At 72.6% G+C, this 14,366-nt stretch carries 13 protein-coding genes; 8 read left to right on the forward strand and 5 right to left on the reverse strand.

From position 1 onward, the window contains the following. The first annotated feature begins 9 nt into the window (after window positions 1–9). The 3 genes from AC3YNX_RS08485 to AC3YNX_RS08495 all read left to right on the forward strand — a co-directional run bounded on the left by AC3YNX_RS08485 (window position 10) and on the right by AC3YNX_RS08495 (window position 3,408). Window positions 10–1,128 carry an NDMA-dependent alcohol dehydrogenase gene (locus tag AC3YNX_RS08485; protein ID WP_127782187.1) on the forward strand — a complete coding sequence of 373 codons (1,119 nt, stop codon included), beginning with the start codon at window positions 10–12 and terminating at the stop codon, window positions 1,126–1,128. Between the two features lie 106 nt (window positions 1,129–1,234). Then, the gene (locus tag AC3YNX_RS08490; RefSeq protein ID WP_489995198.1) at window positions 1,235–3,238 is read left to right on the forward strand and encodes a thioredoxin domain-containing protein; all 2,004 of its coding nucleotides are present in this window, start codon (window positions 1,235–1,237) and stop codon (window positions 3,236–3,238) included. Then, the gene (locus AC3YNX_RS08495) at window positions 3,154–3,408 is read left to right on the forward strand and encodes an LppP/LprE family lipoprotein (RefSeq protein WP_489995199.1); all 255 of its coding nucleotides are present in this window, start codon (window positions 3,154–3,156) and stop codon (window positions 3,406–3,408) included. Before AC3YNX_RS08490 ends, AC3YNX_RS08495 begins: the two co-directional genes overlap by 85 nt. A gap of 360 nt (window positions 3,409–3,768) precedes the next feature. Here AC3YNX_RS08495 and trhA read toward each other — a convergent pair whose 3' ends face one another. Continuing rightward, window positions 3,769–4,395 (reverse strand): PAQR family membrane homeostasis protein TrhA, encoded by a 627-nt coding sequence (gene trhA, locus AC3YNX_RS08500; RefSeq protein ID WP_127784652.1) that lies wholly within the window; start codon window positions 4,393–4,395, stop codon window positions 3,769–3,771. A 194-nt stretch (window positions 4,396–4,589) separates the two neighbouring features. On the opposite strand from trhA, the gene AC3YNX_RS08505 reads away from it, so the two are divergent. Beyond that, window positions 4,590–5,369 (forward strand): isoprenyl transferase, encoded by a 780-nt coding sequence (locus tag AC3YNX_RS08505; protein WP_127782190.1) that lies wholly within the window; start codon window positions 4,590–4,592, stop codon window positions 5,367–5,369. 46 nt (window positions 5,370–5,415) lie between these two features. On the opposite strand, the gene coaA is transcribed toward AC3YNX_RS08505, so the two are convergent. Beyond that, window positions 5,416–6,363, reverse strand: coding sequence for a type I pantothenate kinase (gene coaA, locus AC3YNX_RS08510; protein WP_489983732.1), 948 nt, complete (start codon window positions 6,361–6,363; stop codon window positions 5,416–5,418). 80 nt (window positions 6,364–6,443) lie between these two features. Between coaA and AC3YNX_RS08515 the strand changes: the two genes are divergently transcribed. Together AC3YNX_RS08515 and phoH2 are read left to right on the forward strand one after the other, a co-directional pair. Then, window positions 6,444–7,652 (forward strand): DUF885 domain-containing protein, encoded by a 1,209-nt coding sequence (locus AC3YNX_RS08515; protein ID WP_489995200.1) that lies wholly within the window; start codon window positions 6,444–6,446, stop codon window positions 7,650–7,652. Window positions 7,653–7,889: 237 nt separating this feature from the next. Further along, window positions 7,890–9,188 carry an RNA 5'-3' helicase PhoH2 gene (gene phoH2, locus AC3YNX_RS08520; protein ID WP_127782193.1) on the forward strand — a complete coding sequence of 433 codons (1,299 nt, stop codon included), beginning with the start codon at window positions 7,890–7,892 and terminating at the stop codon, window positions 9,186–9,188. Between the two features lie 22 nt (window positions 9,189–9,210). Here the strand turns inward: phoH2 and AC3YNX_RS08525 are convergent, their stop codons facing one another. Together AC3YNX_RS08525 and AC3YNX_RS08530 are read right to left on the reverse strand one after the other, a co-directional pair. Then, the gene (locus tag AC3YNX_RS08525) at window positions 9,211–9,999 is read right to left on the reverse strand and encodes a carbon-nitrogen hydrolase family protein (protein ID WP_489983735.1); all 789 of its coding nucleotides are present in this window, start codon (window positions 9,997–9,999) and stop codon (window positions 9,211–9,213) included. Continuing rightward, a complete protein-coding gene (locus AC3YNX_RS08530; protein WP_489995201.1) occupies window positions 9,999–11,414 on the reverse strand; it encodes a class II fumarate hydratase in 1,416 nt (471 codons plus the stop codon). The genes AC3YNX_RS08525 and AC3YNX_RS08530 overlap by 1 nt, the downstream gene beginning before the upstream one ends. Before the next feature lie 133 nt (window positions 11,415–11,547). Here AC3YNX_RS08530 and AC3YNX_RS08535 point away from each other — a divergent pair, with 133 nt between their 5' ends. Then, window positions 11,548–12,528 carry an NAD(P)/FAD-dependent oxidoreductase gene (locus AC3YNX_RS08535; protein ID WP_489995202.1) on the forward strand — a complete coding sequence of 327 codons (981 nt, stop codon included), beginning with the start codon at window positions 11,548–11,550 and terminating at the stop codon, window positions 12,526–12,528. Between the two features lie 60 nt (window positions 12,529–12,588). On the opposite strand, the gene glpX is transcribed toward AC3YNX_RS08535, so the two are convergent. Then, complete coding sequence (gene glpX / locus AC3YNX_RS08540; RefSeq protein WP_127784653.1) at window positions 12,589–13,578, reverse strand: class II fructose-bisphosphatase; 990 nt, start codon at window positions 13,576–13,578, stop codon at window positions 12,589–12,591. A 207-nt stretch (window positions 13,579–13,785) separates the two neighbouring features. Between glpX and AC3YNX_RS08545 the strand changes: the two genes are divergently transcribed. After that, the gene (locus AC3YNX_RS08545) at window positions 13,786–14,355 is read left to right on the forward strand and encodes a DUF4245 domain-containing protein (RefSeq protein WP_127782197.1); all 570 of its coding nucleotides are present in this window, start codon (window positions 13,786–13,788) and stop codon (window positions 14,353–14,355) included. Window positions 14,356–14,366: the final 11 nt, after the last annotated feature.

The raw sequence follows: 14,366 nt of genomic DNA on the forward strand, positions 1-14,366 counted from the left end.
GGAGCAACTGTGCAGACTCGCGGCGCCATCATCCGGCAGGCCCCCGGCAAGTACGAGGTGGTCGACCTCGAGCTCGACCGGCCCCGGCAGAACGAGCTGCTGGTGAAGATGGTGGCCTCGGGGCTGTGCCACTCCGACGACCACCTCGCCACCGGTGACCTGCCGGTGGGCAGCTACCCGTTCTGCGGTGGCCACGAGGGCGCCGGCGTGGTGGTCGAGGTCGGCCCGCACACCCTGGACTGGGCCGAGGGCGACCACGTGGTGTTCTCCTTCCTCGCCGGCTGCGGACGCTGCCGGTGGTGCGCCACCGGCATGCAGAACCTGTGCGACCGGGGCGCCTCGGTGCTGGTGGGCAGCCGCCCGGACGACCCGTCCAGCTACCGGATGAGCCTGGACGGGCAGGCAGTGGCGCAGAACAGCGGCATCTCCACCTTCAGCGAGCACACCACCGTGCACGTCAGCTCCGCGGTCAAGGTGGACAAGGACCTGCCGCTGGACAAGCTCTGCCTGCTCGGCTGCGGCGTGGGCACCGGCTGGGGCGCGGCGGTCAACTCCGCCGAGGTCTACCCCGGCCACACCGTGGTGGTGATGGGCGTCGGCGGCATCGGGATGAACGCGGTGCAGGGTGCGGCCCACGCCGGCGCCGCCCACGTGATCGCGGTGGACCCGGTGGCCTTCAAGCGCGAGACCGCGCTGGCCCTGGGCGCCACCCACGCCGTGGCCACCATGGAGGAGGGCACCGAGATCGCCCGCTCCTTCACCAACGGCCAGGGTGCGGACTCCGCCATCGTCACCACCGGCGTGGTCACCGGTGAGCAGGTGGCGCAGGCCTTCGCCGCCATCCGCAAGGCCGGCACCTGCGTGGTGACCGGGCTGGGCAACGCCATGCAGATGGGCCTGCCGATCAACCTGGTGGAGCTGGTGCTGTACCAGAAGCGCATCCAGGGCTCGCTGTTCGGCGCCTCCAGCCCCAGCTCGGGCATCCCCTGGATGATCGACCTCTACACCAGCGGCAAGCTCAAGCTCGACGAGCTGGTCACCACCACCTACAGCCTCGACCAGGTGGCGCAGGGGTTCGAGGACATGCACTCCGGCAAGAACATTCGCGGCGTCATCCTGTTCGACTGACTCCCTCGCCCCGTCGGGAACACACCCGGCGGGGCGGAGGTTGTCCTGACACGATGGCCGTGCGGCTTGGGGGAGCCCGACCGACGCCGAGTGGAAGGACACCCAAGTGAACCAGCTGGCGGAGTCGTCTAGCCCGTACCTGTTGCAGCACAAGGACAACCCGGTGCACTGGCAGGAGTGGTCCGCGGCGGCGCTGGAGGAGGCCAGGCAGCGGGACGTGCCGGTGCTGCTGTCGGTGGGCTACTCCGCCTGCCACTGGTGCCACGTGATGGCGCACGAGTCGTTCGAGAACCCCGAGATCGCGGCGCAGATGAACCGGGACTTCGTCTGCGTCAAGGTCGACCGCGAGGAGCGTCCGGACATCGACGCGGTCTACATGGAGGCCACCGTGGCCATGACCGGCCAGGGTGGCTGGCCGATGACCTGCTTCCTCACCCCCGACGCCGAGCCGTTCCACTGCGGCACCTACTACCCGCCCACTCCGCGGCAGGGGATGCCGTCCTTCCCGCAGCTGCTCACCGCGGTCACCCACGCCTGGACGGACAACCGCGCCGAGGTGCTCAAGGCCGGCGTGGCCGTGGTGGCGGAGCTGGAGCGTGCCTCGGGGGTGCTGCCGCCGGCCGCCGTCACCCAGGAGGCGCTGGACTCCGCCGTGGGCAAGGTGCTGCGGGATGCCGACCTGGTGAACGGCGGGTTCGGCACCGCCCCCAAGTTCCCGCCGACCATGCTGTGCCAGGCGCTGCTGCGCCACTACGAGCGCACCGGCGCGGATGAGGCGCTGGCCACGGTGGTGCGCACCGCCGACGCGATGGCCCGCGGCGGCATCAACGACCAGCTGGGCGGTGGCTTCGCCCGGTACTCGGTGGACGCGGCGTGGGTGGTGCCGCACTTCGAGAAGATGCTCTACGACAACGCCCAGCTGCTGCGGCTGTACGCCAACCTGCACCGGGTGACCGGCTCGGCGCTGGCGCTGCGGACCGCGCAGAGCACGGCCGACCTGCTCCTGGGCGCGCTGCGCACCGAGCAGGGCGGCTTCGCCTCGGCCCTGGACGCCGACACCGACGGCGTGGAGGGGCTCACCTACGTGTGGACCCCGGCGCAGCTGGCCGAGGTGCTCGGACCCGACGACGGCGCGTGGGCGGCCGAGCTGTTGGTGGTGACCGAGGAGGGCACCTTCGAGCACGGCGCCTCGGTGCTGCAGCTGCCGGTCGACCCGGACGACTCCGACCGGTGGCAGCGGGTGCGGGCCACGCTGCTGGCCGCCCGGGCCCGGCGCCCGCAGCCTGGCCGCGACGACAAGGTGGTGACCGCCTGGAACGGGCTGGCCATCACCGCGCTGGCCGAGGCTGGTGCAGCGCTGGACCGACCGGAGTGGGTGGAGGCGGCGGCGACGTGCGCCGAGCACCTGCTGGCCACCCACCTGGTGGACGGACGGCTGCGGCGGGCCTCGCTGGGCGGGTCGGTGGGCTCGGCTGCGGCGGTGCTGGAGGACCACGCGTCGCTGGCGACGGGGCTGCTGGCCCTGCACCAGGCGACCGGGGCCCTGAGCTGGCTGGGGCACGGCTGCACGCTGGTGGACCTGGCCGTGGAGCACTTCGCCGACGGCACCGAGCCCGGCGCCTGGTTCGACACCGCCAACGACGCCGAAGCCCTGGTGCGCCGTCCGCGCGACCCGATGGACAACGTGACCCCGTCCGGGGCGTCCGCCATGGCGGAGGCGCTGCAGGTGGCTGCCGCGCTCACCGAGCCGGAGCGCTCGGCGCGGTACGCCGAGCTGGCCGACACCACCCTGGCCCGAGCCGGCGTGCTGCTGGACCGGGCGCCCCGGGCGGCGGGCAACTGGTGGGCGGTGGCCGAGGCTGCCCAGCGCGGGCCGCTGCAGGTGGCGGTGGCCGGCGGGGGAGCACTGCTGTCCTCGGCGCGGCGCAACGCCCCCGGCGGCACGGTGATCGTGGGCGGCAAGCCCGACTCCGCGCCGCTGCTGGCCGGACGGGAGCTCATCGACGGCCACCCCGCGGCCTACGTGTGCCGCGGGTTCGTCTGCGACCGCCCGGTGGCCAGCGTGCCCGAGCTGCTGCAGCTGCTGGGCCGGGGCGCCGACAGCGTCTAGGTCCACAGTCCCGCTCGCCGTTTCACAAGGGGAAGTACCTGGGTACGGGGACCACCAAGGCGTCCGGATTCACCGACTTCAGCACCGCATCGAGCGACCGCACGGTGGTGCTCACCTACAAGGTCGTGGGCGAGTGCAACGCGTGCCCGGCCAAGGGCTCGTCACGGTGAAGTACCACTGGCAGGACAACCGCGTCGTGATGGAAGGCGCCCCGCCGGAGCAGTAGGTAGTGATGCAGGCTTCGCCGCTGCCGGCAGCAGCGGAGCTGCACCACCTGCTGGAAGGTGGGCCGGTTCTGCCCCCTGATCGTGGGGCCGGTTACCCCACCGAACGGGGCGTGCATGTGCCTGCGCTCGCAGCGCTACCCGGTCCATGTCCGTGATACCCCCCACGTCAGCGTGCAGTGGGGTGAGCGTGATCGCCCGCTCACCCGAGCGTCAACAGGGTCGTTCAGGTGCCGAACGACGGCCCTGCGGGGCACCGATCAGCGGGAGCGCGAGGGGAGCGGGGCGGCCGCCGGGGCAGGCGCGTCAGGAGTAGATCGCCAGCCAGATGGCCACGTAGTGGCACAGCGCGGCGAGCACGGTGGAAGCGTGGAAGAACTCGTGGAAGCCGAAGGTGTCCGGCCACGGGTTGGGCCACTGCACGCCGTAGAAGATCCCGCCCACGGTGTAGAACAGCCCACCGATGATGAGCAGCAGCAGCGCGGCGAGCCCGGCGTGGTGCAGCAGCTCGGGCAGCACGAAGACCGCCACCCAGCCGAGCGCCAGGTAGAGCGGGACGCCCACCCAGCGCGGCGCCGAGGGCCACGCCATCTTCAGCACAACCCCCAGTGCCGCACCGGCCCACACCACGGCGAGAACCCGGTTGCCGGTGTCGCGGGGCATGCACAGCAGCGCGAACGGGGTGTAGCTGCCGGCGATGAACACGAAGATCATCGAGTGGTCCAGCCGCTTCATCCAGGTGCGCGCGCGCTCGCTGCGCCAGGCCCGGCGGTGGTACAGCGCGCTCACCCCGAACACCCCGCACACGGTGACTCCGTAGATACCGGTGCCGAGCGCCGCGCGGCCGGAGACGGTGGACGCGGCCAGGGTGACCAGCACCGCGGCGGCGACCACCGCGGCGCAGAACGACCAGAGGTGGATCCAGCCGCGCATGCGCGGCGTGACGAGCGAGGGGGCGGGGGTCAGGGTGGTCACGGGACGGCCTCCTCCAGCTGTGGTCACCGCACCAGCGGCGAGACCAATCACAGGGTACCCAGCCGAGGCGCTCACTCGGACACCGTTCTGGGCGGTCCGCTCCCAGGCGTAGGGTCCCCTCCCGTGGAGGGCGGCGCCAGGAGGACTCAGCAGTGACGGTCAGGGAGACGACGAGCAACCTGGCCTACGCCTTCTACGAGCGCCACCTGCTGCGCCAGCTCCGCGGCGTGGAGCGCCCGCGCCACATCGGCGTGATCATGGACGGCAACCGCCGCTGGGCCCGTGAGGCCGGCTTCGACGACGTCAGCCACGGCCACCGGGTGGGGGCGCAGAAGATCGCCGGGATGCTCGGCTGGTGCGACGCCGCCGGGGTGGAGGTGGTGACGCTGTACATGCTCGCCACCGACAACCTGCGGCGCGACCCCGAGGAGCTGGAGGCGCTGCTGCACATCATCACCGACGTGGTGGACGAGCTGTCCGGGCCGGAGGCCAACTGGCAGCTGCGCATCGTGGGTGCGCTGCACGCGCTGCCCGAGCCGTTCGCCAAGGGCCTGCGCGCTGCCGCCGAGCGCACCAAGGGCCGTCCGGGCGTCTCGGTGAACATCGCCGTTGGCTACGGCGGGCGCCAGGAGATCGTGGACGGCGTGCGCTCCCTGCTGGCGGAGCGGGCCGCCGCCGGCGTGCCGGCCGAGCAGCTGGCCGCGACGGTGACGGTGGAGGCCATCGGCCAGCACCTCTACACCTCCGGCCAGCCCGACCCCGACCTGGTGATCCGCACCAGCGGCGAGCAGCGGCTGTCGGGCTTCCTGCTCTGGCAGAGCGCGTACTCGGAGTTCTACTTCTGCGAGACCTACTGGCCGGAGTTCCGCCGGGTGGACTTCCTGCGGGCGCTGCGCGACTACGGGGCACGGCACCGCCGGTACGGCTCCTAGCCAGCACCGCCGGTACGGCTCCTAGCCGGCACCGCCGGTACGGCTGCTAGAGCTTGCGCAGCCGGACCCGGCGGATGGAGTGGTCGCGGTCCTTGCGCAGCACCAGCGTGGCCCGTGGCCGGGTGGGCAGGATGTTGGCCACCAGGTTGGGCTCGTTGATGGACAGCCAGATCCTGCGGCCCTCCACGCGCGCCTGCGCGTCGTCGAGGGAGGAGTAGTGGTGGAAGTGCGAGCCCGGCTGGGCGAAGGCCGTGCTCCGGAGCGCCAGGAAGCGCTCCACGTACCACCTCTGCAGGTCCTCCATGGCGGCGTCGACGTAGATGGAGAAGTCGAACAGGTCCGAGACCATCAGCCGCGGGCCGGGCTGCAGCACGTTGAGGCCCTCGACGATGAGGATGTCCGGCTTGGACACCACCTGCTCGGCCCCGGGCACGATGTCGTAGTCCTCGTGCGAGTAGACCGGAGCGGCGGCGCGCTCCACCCCGTTCTTCACGCTGGTGACGAAGCGCAGCAGGGCGCGGCGGTCATAGCTCTCCGGGAAGCCCTTGCGGTCCAGGATTCCGCGGCGGGTCAGCTCGGCGGTGGGGTAGAGAAAGCCGTCGGTGGTCACCAGGTCCACCTGCGGGTGGTCGGGCCAGCGGGCGAGCAGCGTCTGCAGCAGCCGGGCGGTGGTGGACTTGCCCGCCGCCACGCTGCCGGCCACGCCGATGATGAAGGGCACGCGGGTGCTGGCCGGGGTCTCGCCGAGGAACGTGGTGGTGGCGTTGTGCAGCTGCTGGCGAGCGGCCACCTGGAGGTTGATCAGCCGGGCCAGCGGCAGGTACACCTCCGCCACCTCGTCCAGGTCCACCTGCTCGCCGAGGCCGCGCAGGGCGCTCAGCTCGTCGTCGTTGAGCGGCAGCGGGGTGGAGAGCCGGAGGTCGCGCCACTGTGCCCGGTCGAGCTCCACGTACGGGCTGGGCTCCTGGGTGCTGCGCGTGCTGGTTCGAGCCACGGGACAAACGGTACGCATAGGCCTGGAGAGGGAGAAGCCGTGGGGCGCCTGGACCGGCGTGGCGACTAGGCTTGACGGTCGTGGACGCGAACACGCTGGTGCGCGAGTACCTGCTCCTGGGGCTGCGCTTCGACCGACTGGAGCCTGGGTTCGTCGACGCCTACACCGGCGACGCGGCCCTGCGCAGGCAGACCGAGAACGAGCCCCCGCCCGACCCGCGTGCGCTGGCCGCACGGGCGGCCGACCTGCGCGCCGAGCTCGCCTCGGTGGCCCTGGCACCGGAGCGGGAGCGCTTCCTGGACGTGCACCTGCGGGCGCTGGAGTGCTCGGGACGCAAGCTCGCCGGTGACGCCATCGACTTCGTCGAGGAGGTCGACGCCTACTTCGACGTCCGGATCACCCCGGGTGACCCGGACGAGTACCTGGCCGCGCACCGCGCCCTGGCCGCGGAGCTGCCCGGCGACGGCCCGCTGCCGGCCCGGCTCAACGCCGCCCGGGCCCTGGAGGAGATCCCGCCGGAGCGGCTCAGCGCCTGCGTGCACGCCTTCTCCTCCGCGCTGCGCGACCGGGTGCGCGACCAGTTCGCGCTGCCCGAGGACGAGACCGTGAGCTACGAGATCGTCGGTGACAAGCCCTGGTCGGGCTTCAACTACTACCTGGGCAACCACCAGTCCCGGGTCGCCATCAACTCCGACCTCAAGCAGCGGATGAGCCACCTGCCGCACCTGGTGGCCCACGAGTCCTACCCCGGACACCACACCGAGCACTGCCGCAAGGAGTCCGGTCTGGTGGCCGACGGGCAGCTGGAGCAGACGCTGTTCCTGGTGAACACCCCGCAGTGCCTGATGGCGGAGGGGCTGGCCGACCTGGGCCTGGATGCCGTGGTCGGGCCGGGCTGGGGCCTGTGGGCGCAGGAGATCTTCGCCGACCTGGGGCTGCGCTTCGACGGGGCGCGGGCCGAGCGGCTGCACAACGCCTCCACCCAGCTGCTCACGGTGCGCCAGGACGCGGCCCTGATGCTGCACTCCCAGGGCGCCGAGGAGGACACGGTGGTGGACTTCCTGCAGCGGTGGCTGCTGGTGCCCGCGCCCCGGGCCCGGCAGATGCTGCGCTTCCTGTCCGACCCGCTGTGGCGGGCGTACACCACCACCTACGTGGAGGGCTACCGGCTGCTGCACTCCTGGTTGGACGCCCGGCCCGCCGACGAGCCGCTGGGCACCCGCTACCTGCGGCTGCTGGACGAGCCGCTGGTGCCCGCCACCGTGCGCGCGGAGATCGCCGCCGCCTGAGGGCCCGTGAACGCCCGGTAAACCGTGGCGTGTCCTGCATCACCCTGGCGGTGGCGGCGGCTAGCGTCGGCGGTGTCGGGTGGTGGGGAAGCCACCCGTCCGGGAGGTTCCAGTCGTGAGTGTCTGCACGAGGGGGCCGGCACCCGGTCCTCGTCACCGTCAACCCTGACGGCGGCCAGGAACGGTCCGGCCGAGCAAACCGCTTGCGCGGGTGCCGCGCTGGTGAGGGAGCCTGCTGTGGCTGCACGAACGTACGTCCTGGACACCTCAGTGCTGCTGTCCGACCCGTGGGCGCCGACCCGCTTCGCCGAGCACCAGGTCGTGCTCCCGCTGGTGGTGATCAGCGAGCTGGAGGGCAAGCGGCACCACCCCGAGCTCGGCTGGTTCGCCCGCGAGGCGCTGCGCCTGCTGGACGACCTCCGCCTGGAGCACGGACGGCTGGACCAGCCGGTCCCCGTCGGCGCCCACGGCGGCAGCCTGCACGTCGAGCTCAACCACACCGATCCGGCGGTGCTGCCCTCGGGCTTTCGCACCGACTCCAACGACTCCCGCATCCTGGCCTGCTCGTTGAACCTGCGGGCCGAGGGGCGCGACGTGGTGCTGGTCAGCAAGGACACCCCGCTGCGGGTGAAGGCCGGGGCGGTGGGCCTGCCCGCCGACGAGTACCGCGCCCAGGACGTGGTGGACTCCGGCTGGACCGGCATGACGGAGCTGGCGGTGACCCAGTCCGACGTGGACAACCTCTTCGCCACCGGGCTGATCGACCTGGACGAGGCGCGGGACCTGCCCTGCCACACCGGCCTCCGGCTGCTGGCCGGGCAGCAGTCCGCGCTGGGCCGGGTGACCCCGGGCAAGCAGGTGGCGCTGGTGCGCGGGGAGCGGGAGGCCTTCGGGCTGCACGGGCGCTCGGCCGAGCAGCGCATCGCCCTGGAGCTGCTGATGGACCAGAGCGTGGGCATCGTGTCGCTGGGTGGGCGTGCCGGCACCGGCAAGTCGGCGCTCGCCCTGTGCGCCGGGCTGGAGTCTGTCCTGGAGAGACGCGAGCACCGCAAGGTGGTGGTGTTCCGGCCGCTGTACGCCGTGGGTGGGCAGGACCTGGGCTACCTGCCGGGCAGCGAGGCCGAGAAGATGGGGCCGTGGGGGCAGGCGGTGTTCGACACCCTTGAGGGCCTGGCCGACCCGGGCACCATCGAGGAGGTGCTGGCGCGGGGGATGCTCGAGGTGCTGCCGCTGACCCACATCCGGGGGCGGTCGCTGCACGACTCGTTCGTGATCGTGGACGAGGCCCAGTCGCTGGAGCGCAACGTGCTGCTCACGGTGCTGTCCCGGCTGGGGTCGGGCTCGCGGGTGGTGCTCACCCACGACGTGGCCCAGCGGGACAACCTGCGGGTGGGCCGGCACGACGGGGTGGCGGCGGTGATCGAGAAGCTCAAGGGGCACCCGCTGTTCGCGCACGTCACCCTCACCCGCAGCGAGCGCTCACCCATCGCTGCGCTGGTCACCGACATGCTGGAGGAGTTCGTGCCGGAGTCCTGACCTGCGGAGCGGGGAGCGCGGTCTACCAGCGGCGGTTGGCCAGCACGGGCAACGACGCCCGCGCCGCAGCCACCGCGGCGAGGTCCAGGTCGACCACCAGCAGCTCTGGGTCGGACTGCGCCCCCGCCAGCACCGCGCCGGTGGGGGAGACCACCACGCTGTGACCCACCCCGGTCGGCGCGCTGCCGGGCTCCTCGCCCAGGCTCGCCGGGTCGGCCTGCCCGCAGGCGAGCACGTAGCTGGTGCAGTCCAGCGCCCGGGCCCGGGCCAGCAGCTCCCACTGCGCCACCTTGTCCGGGCCGGCGCCCCAGGACGCCGACACCACCACCACCTCCGCGCCCCGGTCGGCCAGCTGCTGGTACATGCCGGGGAAGCGGATGTCGTAGCAGGTGCTCAGCCCCACCTGCACCCCGTCCACCGGCACCACCACCAGCTCGTCGCCACCGGCCACGGTGCGCGACTCGGTGAACCCGAGGGCGTCGAACAGGTGCACCTTGTCGTAGTGGGTGTCCACGTCCGGCCCCACCACCAGCAGCGTGTTGCGCACCCGCCCGTCGTCGGCGGGCGTGAACATCCCCGCTACCACCGTCACGCCGGCCGACCGGGCGGCCTCCCGCACGCCCTCGGCCCAGGGCCCGTCCAGCGGCTCGGCCACCGGCCCCAGCGGCACCCCGAACCGGCACATGCTCGCCTCGGGGAACACCACCAGCGACGCGCCGGCGGCGGCGGCCAGCCCCACCTGCTCGCGCACGGTGGCCAGGTTGGCGGCGGGGTCGGTGCCGCTGAGCACCTGTGCCAGCGCGACCCGCATCAGTCCTGCTTGACCCGGGCCATGGCCAGCACGTCCAGCGCCGCGTCCAGCTTCTCCTCGCTGATGCGGTCGGGCACGTGCCCACGGTCGATGACCACCTCGCGGATGGTGCGCCGCTCGGCCAGGGCCTGCTTGGCGACCTTGGCCGCCTCCTCGTAGCCGATGGCGGAGTTCAGCGGGGTGACGATGGACGGCGAGGACTCCGCCAGCTCGCGGCAGTGGTCCTCGTCGGCCTCCAGGCCGTCGATGCAGCGGTCGGCGAGCAGCCGGCTGGAGCTGCTGAGCAGCCGGATGGACTCCAGCAGGTTGCGGGCCATCACCGGGATCTGCACGTTCAGCTCGAACGAGCCTGACGCGCCCGCCCAGGCGATGGCGGCGTCGTTGCCCACCACCTGCGAGCACACCTGCAGGGTGGCCTCGGGGATCACCGGGTTCACCTTGCCCGGCATGATCGAGCTGCCCGGCTGCAGGTCGGGCAGCCGGATCTCGCCCAGGCCGGTGCGCGGTCCGGAACCCATCCAGCGCAGGTCGTTGCAGATCTTGGTGAGCGACACCGCGATGGTGCGCAGCGCGCCGGAGGCCTCCACCAGTGCGTCCCGGGCGGACTGCGCCTCGAAGTGGTCCACGGCCTCGGTGAGCACGTCCAGGCCGGTGGCGTCGCGCAGGGCGGCCACCACGGCCGCGCCGAAGCCCTCCGGGGCGTTCAGCCCGGTGCCCACGGCGGTGCCGCCGATGGCCAGCTCACCCAGCCGGGGCAGGCAGGCCTGCAGCCGCTCGATGCCGGCGGCGACCTGGCGGGCGTAGCCGCCGAACTCCTGGCCCAGGGTGATCGGCACCGCGTCCATCAGGTGGGTGCGCCCGGCCTTGACCACGTCGCGCCACTGCTGCTGCTTCTGCACCAGCGAGGCGTGCAGGTGCTCCAGCGCCGGGACCAGGTCCTTGACCACGGCCTCGGTGGCGGCCAGGTGGGTGGCCGTCGGGAAGGTGTCGTTGGAGGACTGGGAGGCGTTCACGGTGTCGTTCGGGTGCACGGTGACGCCCGCCTTGCCGGCGAGGGTGGCGATCACCTCGTTGGTGTTCATGTTGGAGCTGGTGCCCGAGCCGGTCTGGAACACGTCGATGGGGAACTGCTCGTCGTGGCGGCCGGCGGCGATCTCGTCGGCCGCGCTGGCGATGGCCGCGGCGTCGGCGTCGGCGATGATGCCCAGCTGGGCGTTGACCCGGGCGCACGCGCCCTTCAGCAGCCCCAGGGCGCGGATCTGGGCGCGCTCGAGGCCGCGTCCGCTGATGGGGAAGTTCTCCACCGCGCGCTGGGTCTGCGCCGCCCACAGCGCGTCGACGGGCACCCGCACCTCGCCCATCGTGTCGTGCTCGATGCGGTAGCCGTCCTGGGTCTGTGTCTCGCCGTTGGTCATGGGCCCGACCTTGCCACTCGGCGTGGGCGCGGGCCAGCGCGCGGGTGCCCCACCGGCTCCCACGGTGAGCCGGGTCACGAATCGGACCGGCTCTGCCTAGGGTGGGGAGTCACAGCCGAGACGAGGAGTTCGTGTGACTGAGACCACGTGTGACTTGTTGGTGGTCGGCGCAGGGCCGGCCGGCCTCTACGCCGCGTACTACGCCGGGTTCCGCGGGCTGTCGGTGGTCGTGGTGGACACGCTGCCCGAGCCCGGCGGCCAGGTCACCGCCATGTACCCGGAGAAGATGATCTACGACGTCGGTGGCTTCGCCGCGATCAGGGGCCGCGACCTGGTGGCCGGCCTGGTGGAGCAGGCCGGGCAGTACAAGCCCACCTACCTGCTCGGCCGCCAGGCCGTGCACCTGCACGACGCCGCGGACGGTGGCTTCGACGTGGAGCTCGACGACGGGCAGGTGGTGGGCAGCCGGGCGGTGCTGGTCACCGGGGGGATGGGCACCTTCACCCCGCGCCCGCTGCCGGTGGGGCAGGAGTGGTCCGGGCGCGGGGTGGTCAACTTCGTGCCCGCGCTGGCCGCGCACGCCGGCCAGGACGTGGTGGTGGTCGGCGGCGGCGACTCCGCCTTCGACTGGTGCCTGGCCCTGCACCCGGTGGCCAAGAGCGTCACCCTGGTGCACCGGCGCGCCAAGTTCCGGGCCCACGCCGGCACGGTGGACGCGGTGCGCAGCCTCGGGGTCGAGCTGGTCACCGACGCGCAGGTGAGCGCGCTGCGGGCGGGGGAGAGCGGCGCCCTGGCCGAGGTCGACATCGAGGTGGACGGCGTGGTGCGCACCCTGCCGGCGCAGTCGGTGATCGCCGCGCTCGGCTTCACCGCGGACCTGGGGCCGCTCACCGAGTGGGCGCTGCAGATCGACCGGCGCCAGATCGTCGTCGACTCGACCATGCGCACCGCCCGGCCGCTGGTCTACGGGGCGGGCGACATCGTCACCTACCCGGGAAAGGTCAGCCTGATCGCCACCGGCTTCGGCGAGGCGGCGACGGCGGTGAACAACATCGCCGTCGAGCTGGATCCGTCGGCGCACCTGTTCCCCGGGCACAGCTCCAGCGAGGGCTGACGCACCACCGGCGCCGCTCCCTGGTGGGGGCGGCGCCGGTGGTGGTGTCCCGACCTGCGATCAGGGGAGCGGGCGGTCGCCCTCGTCGCCGGCGTTGTCGAAGTCGATGCTGGAGTACTCGCGGAGCTTGGTCAGGCGGTGGTAGCCGTCGATCATGCGCAGCGTGCCCGACTTGGACCGCATCACGATGGACTGCGTGGTGCAGCCGCCGCCGCGGTAGCGGACGCCGCGGAGCAGGTCGCCGTCGGTGATGCCGGTGGCGCAGAAGAACACGTTGTCCCCGGAGACCAGGTCCTCGGTGGTGAGGATCCGGTCGAGGTCGTGACCGGCGTCCAGGGCGCGCTGGCGCTCGGCGTCGTCGGTGGGAGCCAGCCGGCCCTGGATGGCGCCCCCCATGCAGCGCATGGCGGCGGCGGCGATGATGCCCTCCGGCGTGCCACCGGTGCCCAGCAGCATGTCCACGCCGGAGTCGGGGCGGGCGCAGGCGATGGCGCCGGCCACGTCACCGTCGGAGATCAGCTGGATGCGGGCGCCGGCGGAGCGGACCTCGCGCATCAGGTTCTCGTGTCGGGGGCGGTCCAGGATGCAGACGGTGACCTCGGAGACGTCGCTGCCCTTGGCCTTGGCCACGCGCCGGATGTTCTCCGCCACCGGGACGCTGATGTCGATGACGTCGGCGGCCTCGGGGCCCACCGCGATCTTCTCCATGTAGAACACCGCCGAGGGGTCGAACATCGCGCCGCGCTCGGCGACGGCGAGGACGGCGATGGCGTTGGGCATGCCCTTGGCCATCAGGGTGGTGCCGTCGATCGGGTCCACCGCGACGTCGCAGTCGGGCCCGTCGCCGTTGCCGACCTCCTCGCCGTTGAACAGCATGGGCGCCTCGTCCTTCTCGCCCTCGCCGATGACGACCACGCCGCGCATGGAGACGGAGCCGATGAGCTTGCGCATGGCGTCCACGGCGGCGCCGTCACCGCCGTTCTTGTCGCCGCGGCCGACCCAGCGGCCACCCGCCATGGCCGCAGCCTCGGTGACCCGGACCAGCTCCATCGCGAGGTTGCGATCCGGCGCCTCCCGGCGGCGTTGGGTCGATGGAACCTGCTCGGTCGGGTTGGTCACTGAGGGCCTCCTGGTCGGCGCGCGGGACGCGGGGTTTGCGGTGATTCTCGCAGAAGGAGGTGTTGCCCGCCTCACCCTGGGCCGGTGGACGGGCCACAGGCTGGTGGTAGGCGTGCTGAGCGGTGCGATGATGGAGCCGTGCCTGCCGACAAGCCCCGCCACCTCCAGACCAGCGGTGACATGTTCATCACGATCATTCCGCTGGTCCTGATCGTCATGGCGCTGGCCGGGCTCTCCCGGGCCTGCAGCTTCAGCCCGGGTGGTCCCACCGAGGGTCCGCCGCTGAACGTGGACGTGGCCGCCGAGCTGCGCACCGACGCCGCCGTGCTGGACTTCCCCGTCCGCCTGCCCCAGCTGCCCCCGGAGTGGCACGGCAACTCCGCCAGCCGCGGCGAGGTGTCCGGCCCGCAGGGTGGCCCGAGCGCCACCGTCGGCTGGATGACCGGCTCGGGCCGCTACCTGCGCCTGGTGCAGAGCACCGCCGGCGAGGACGCCCTGCTGGCCAGCCAGGTGGGTGGCGTGCGCAGCGCCTCAGGCACCAGGGAGGCCGGCGGGCGCAGCTGGGTGGTGTACCCCGAGCAGGACGCCGAGGCGGTGTGGGTGGCCGACCTGGGCGACGTGCGGCTGCTCATCACCGGCAGCGGCAGCGCGGAGGACTACCAGACGCTGGCCACTGCGGCCGCCGAGGCCCAACCGCTCAACGGCTGAGCCCGGCCGGA

The organism is Rhodococcus sp. Z13_19A, from assembly GCF_058133575.1.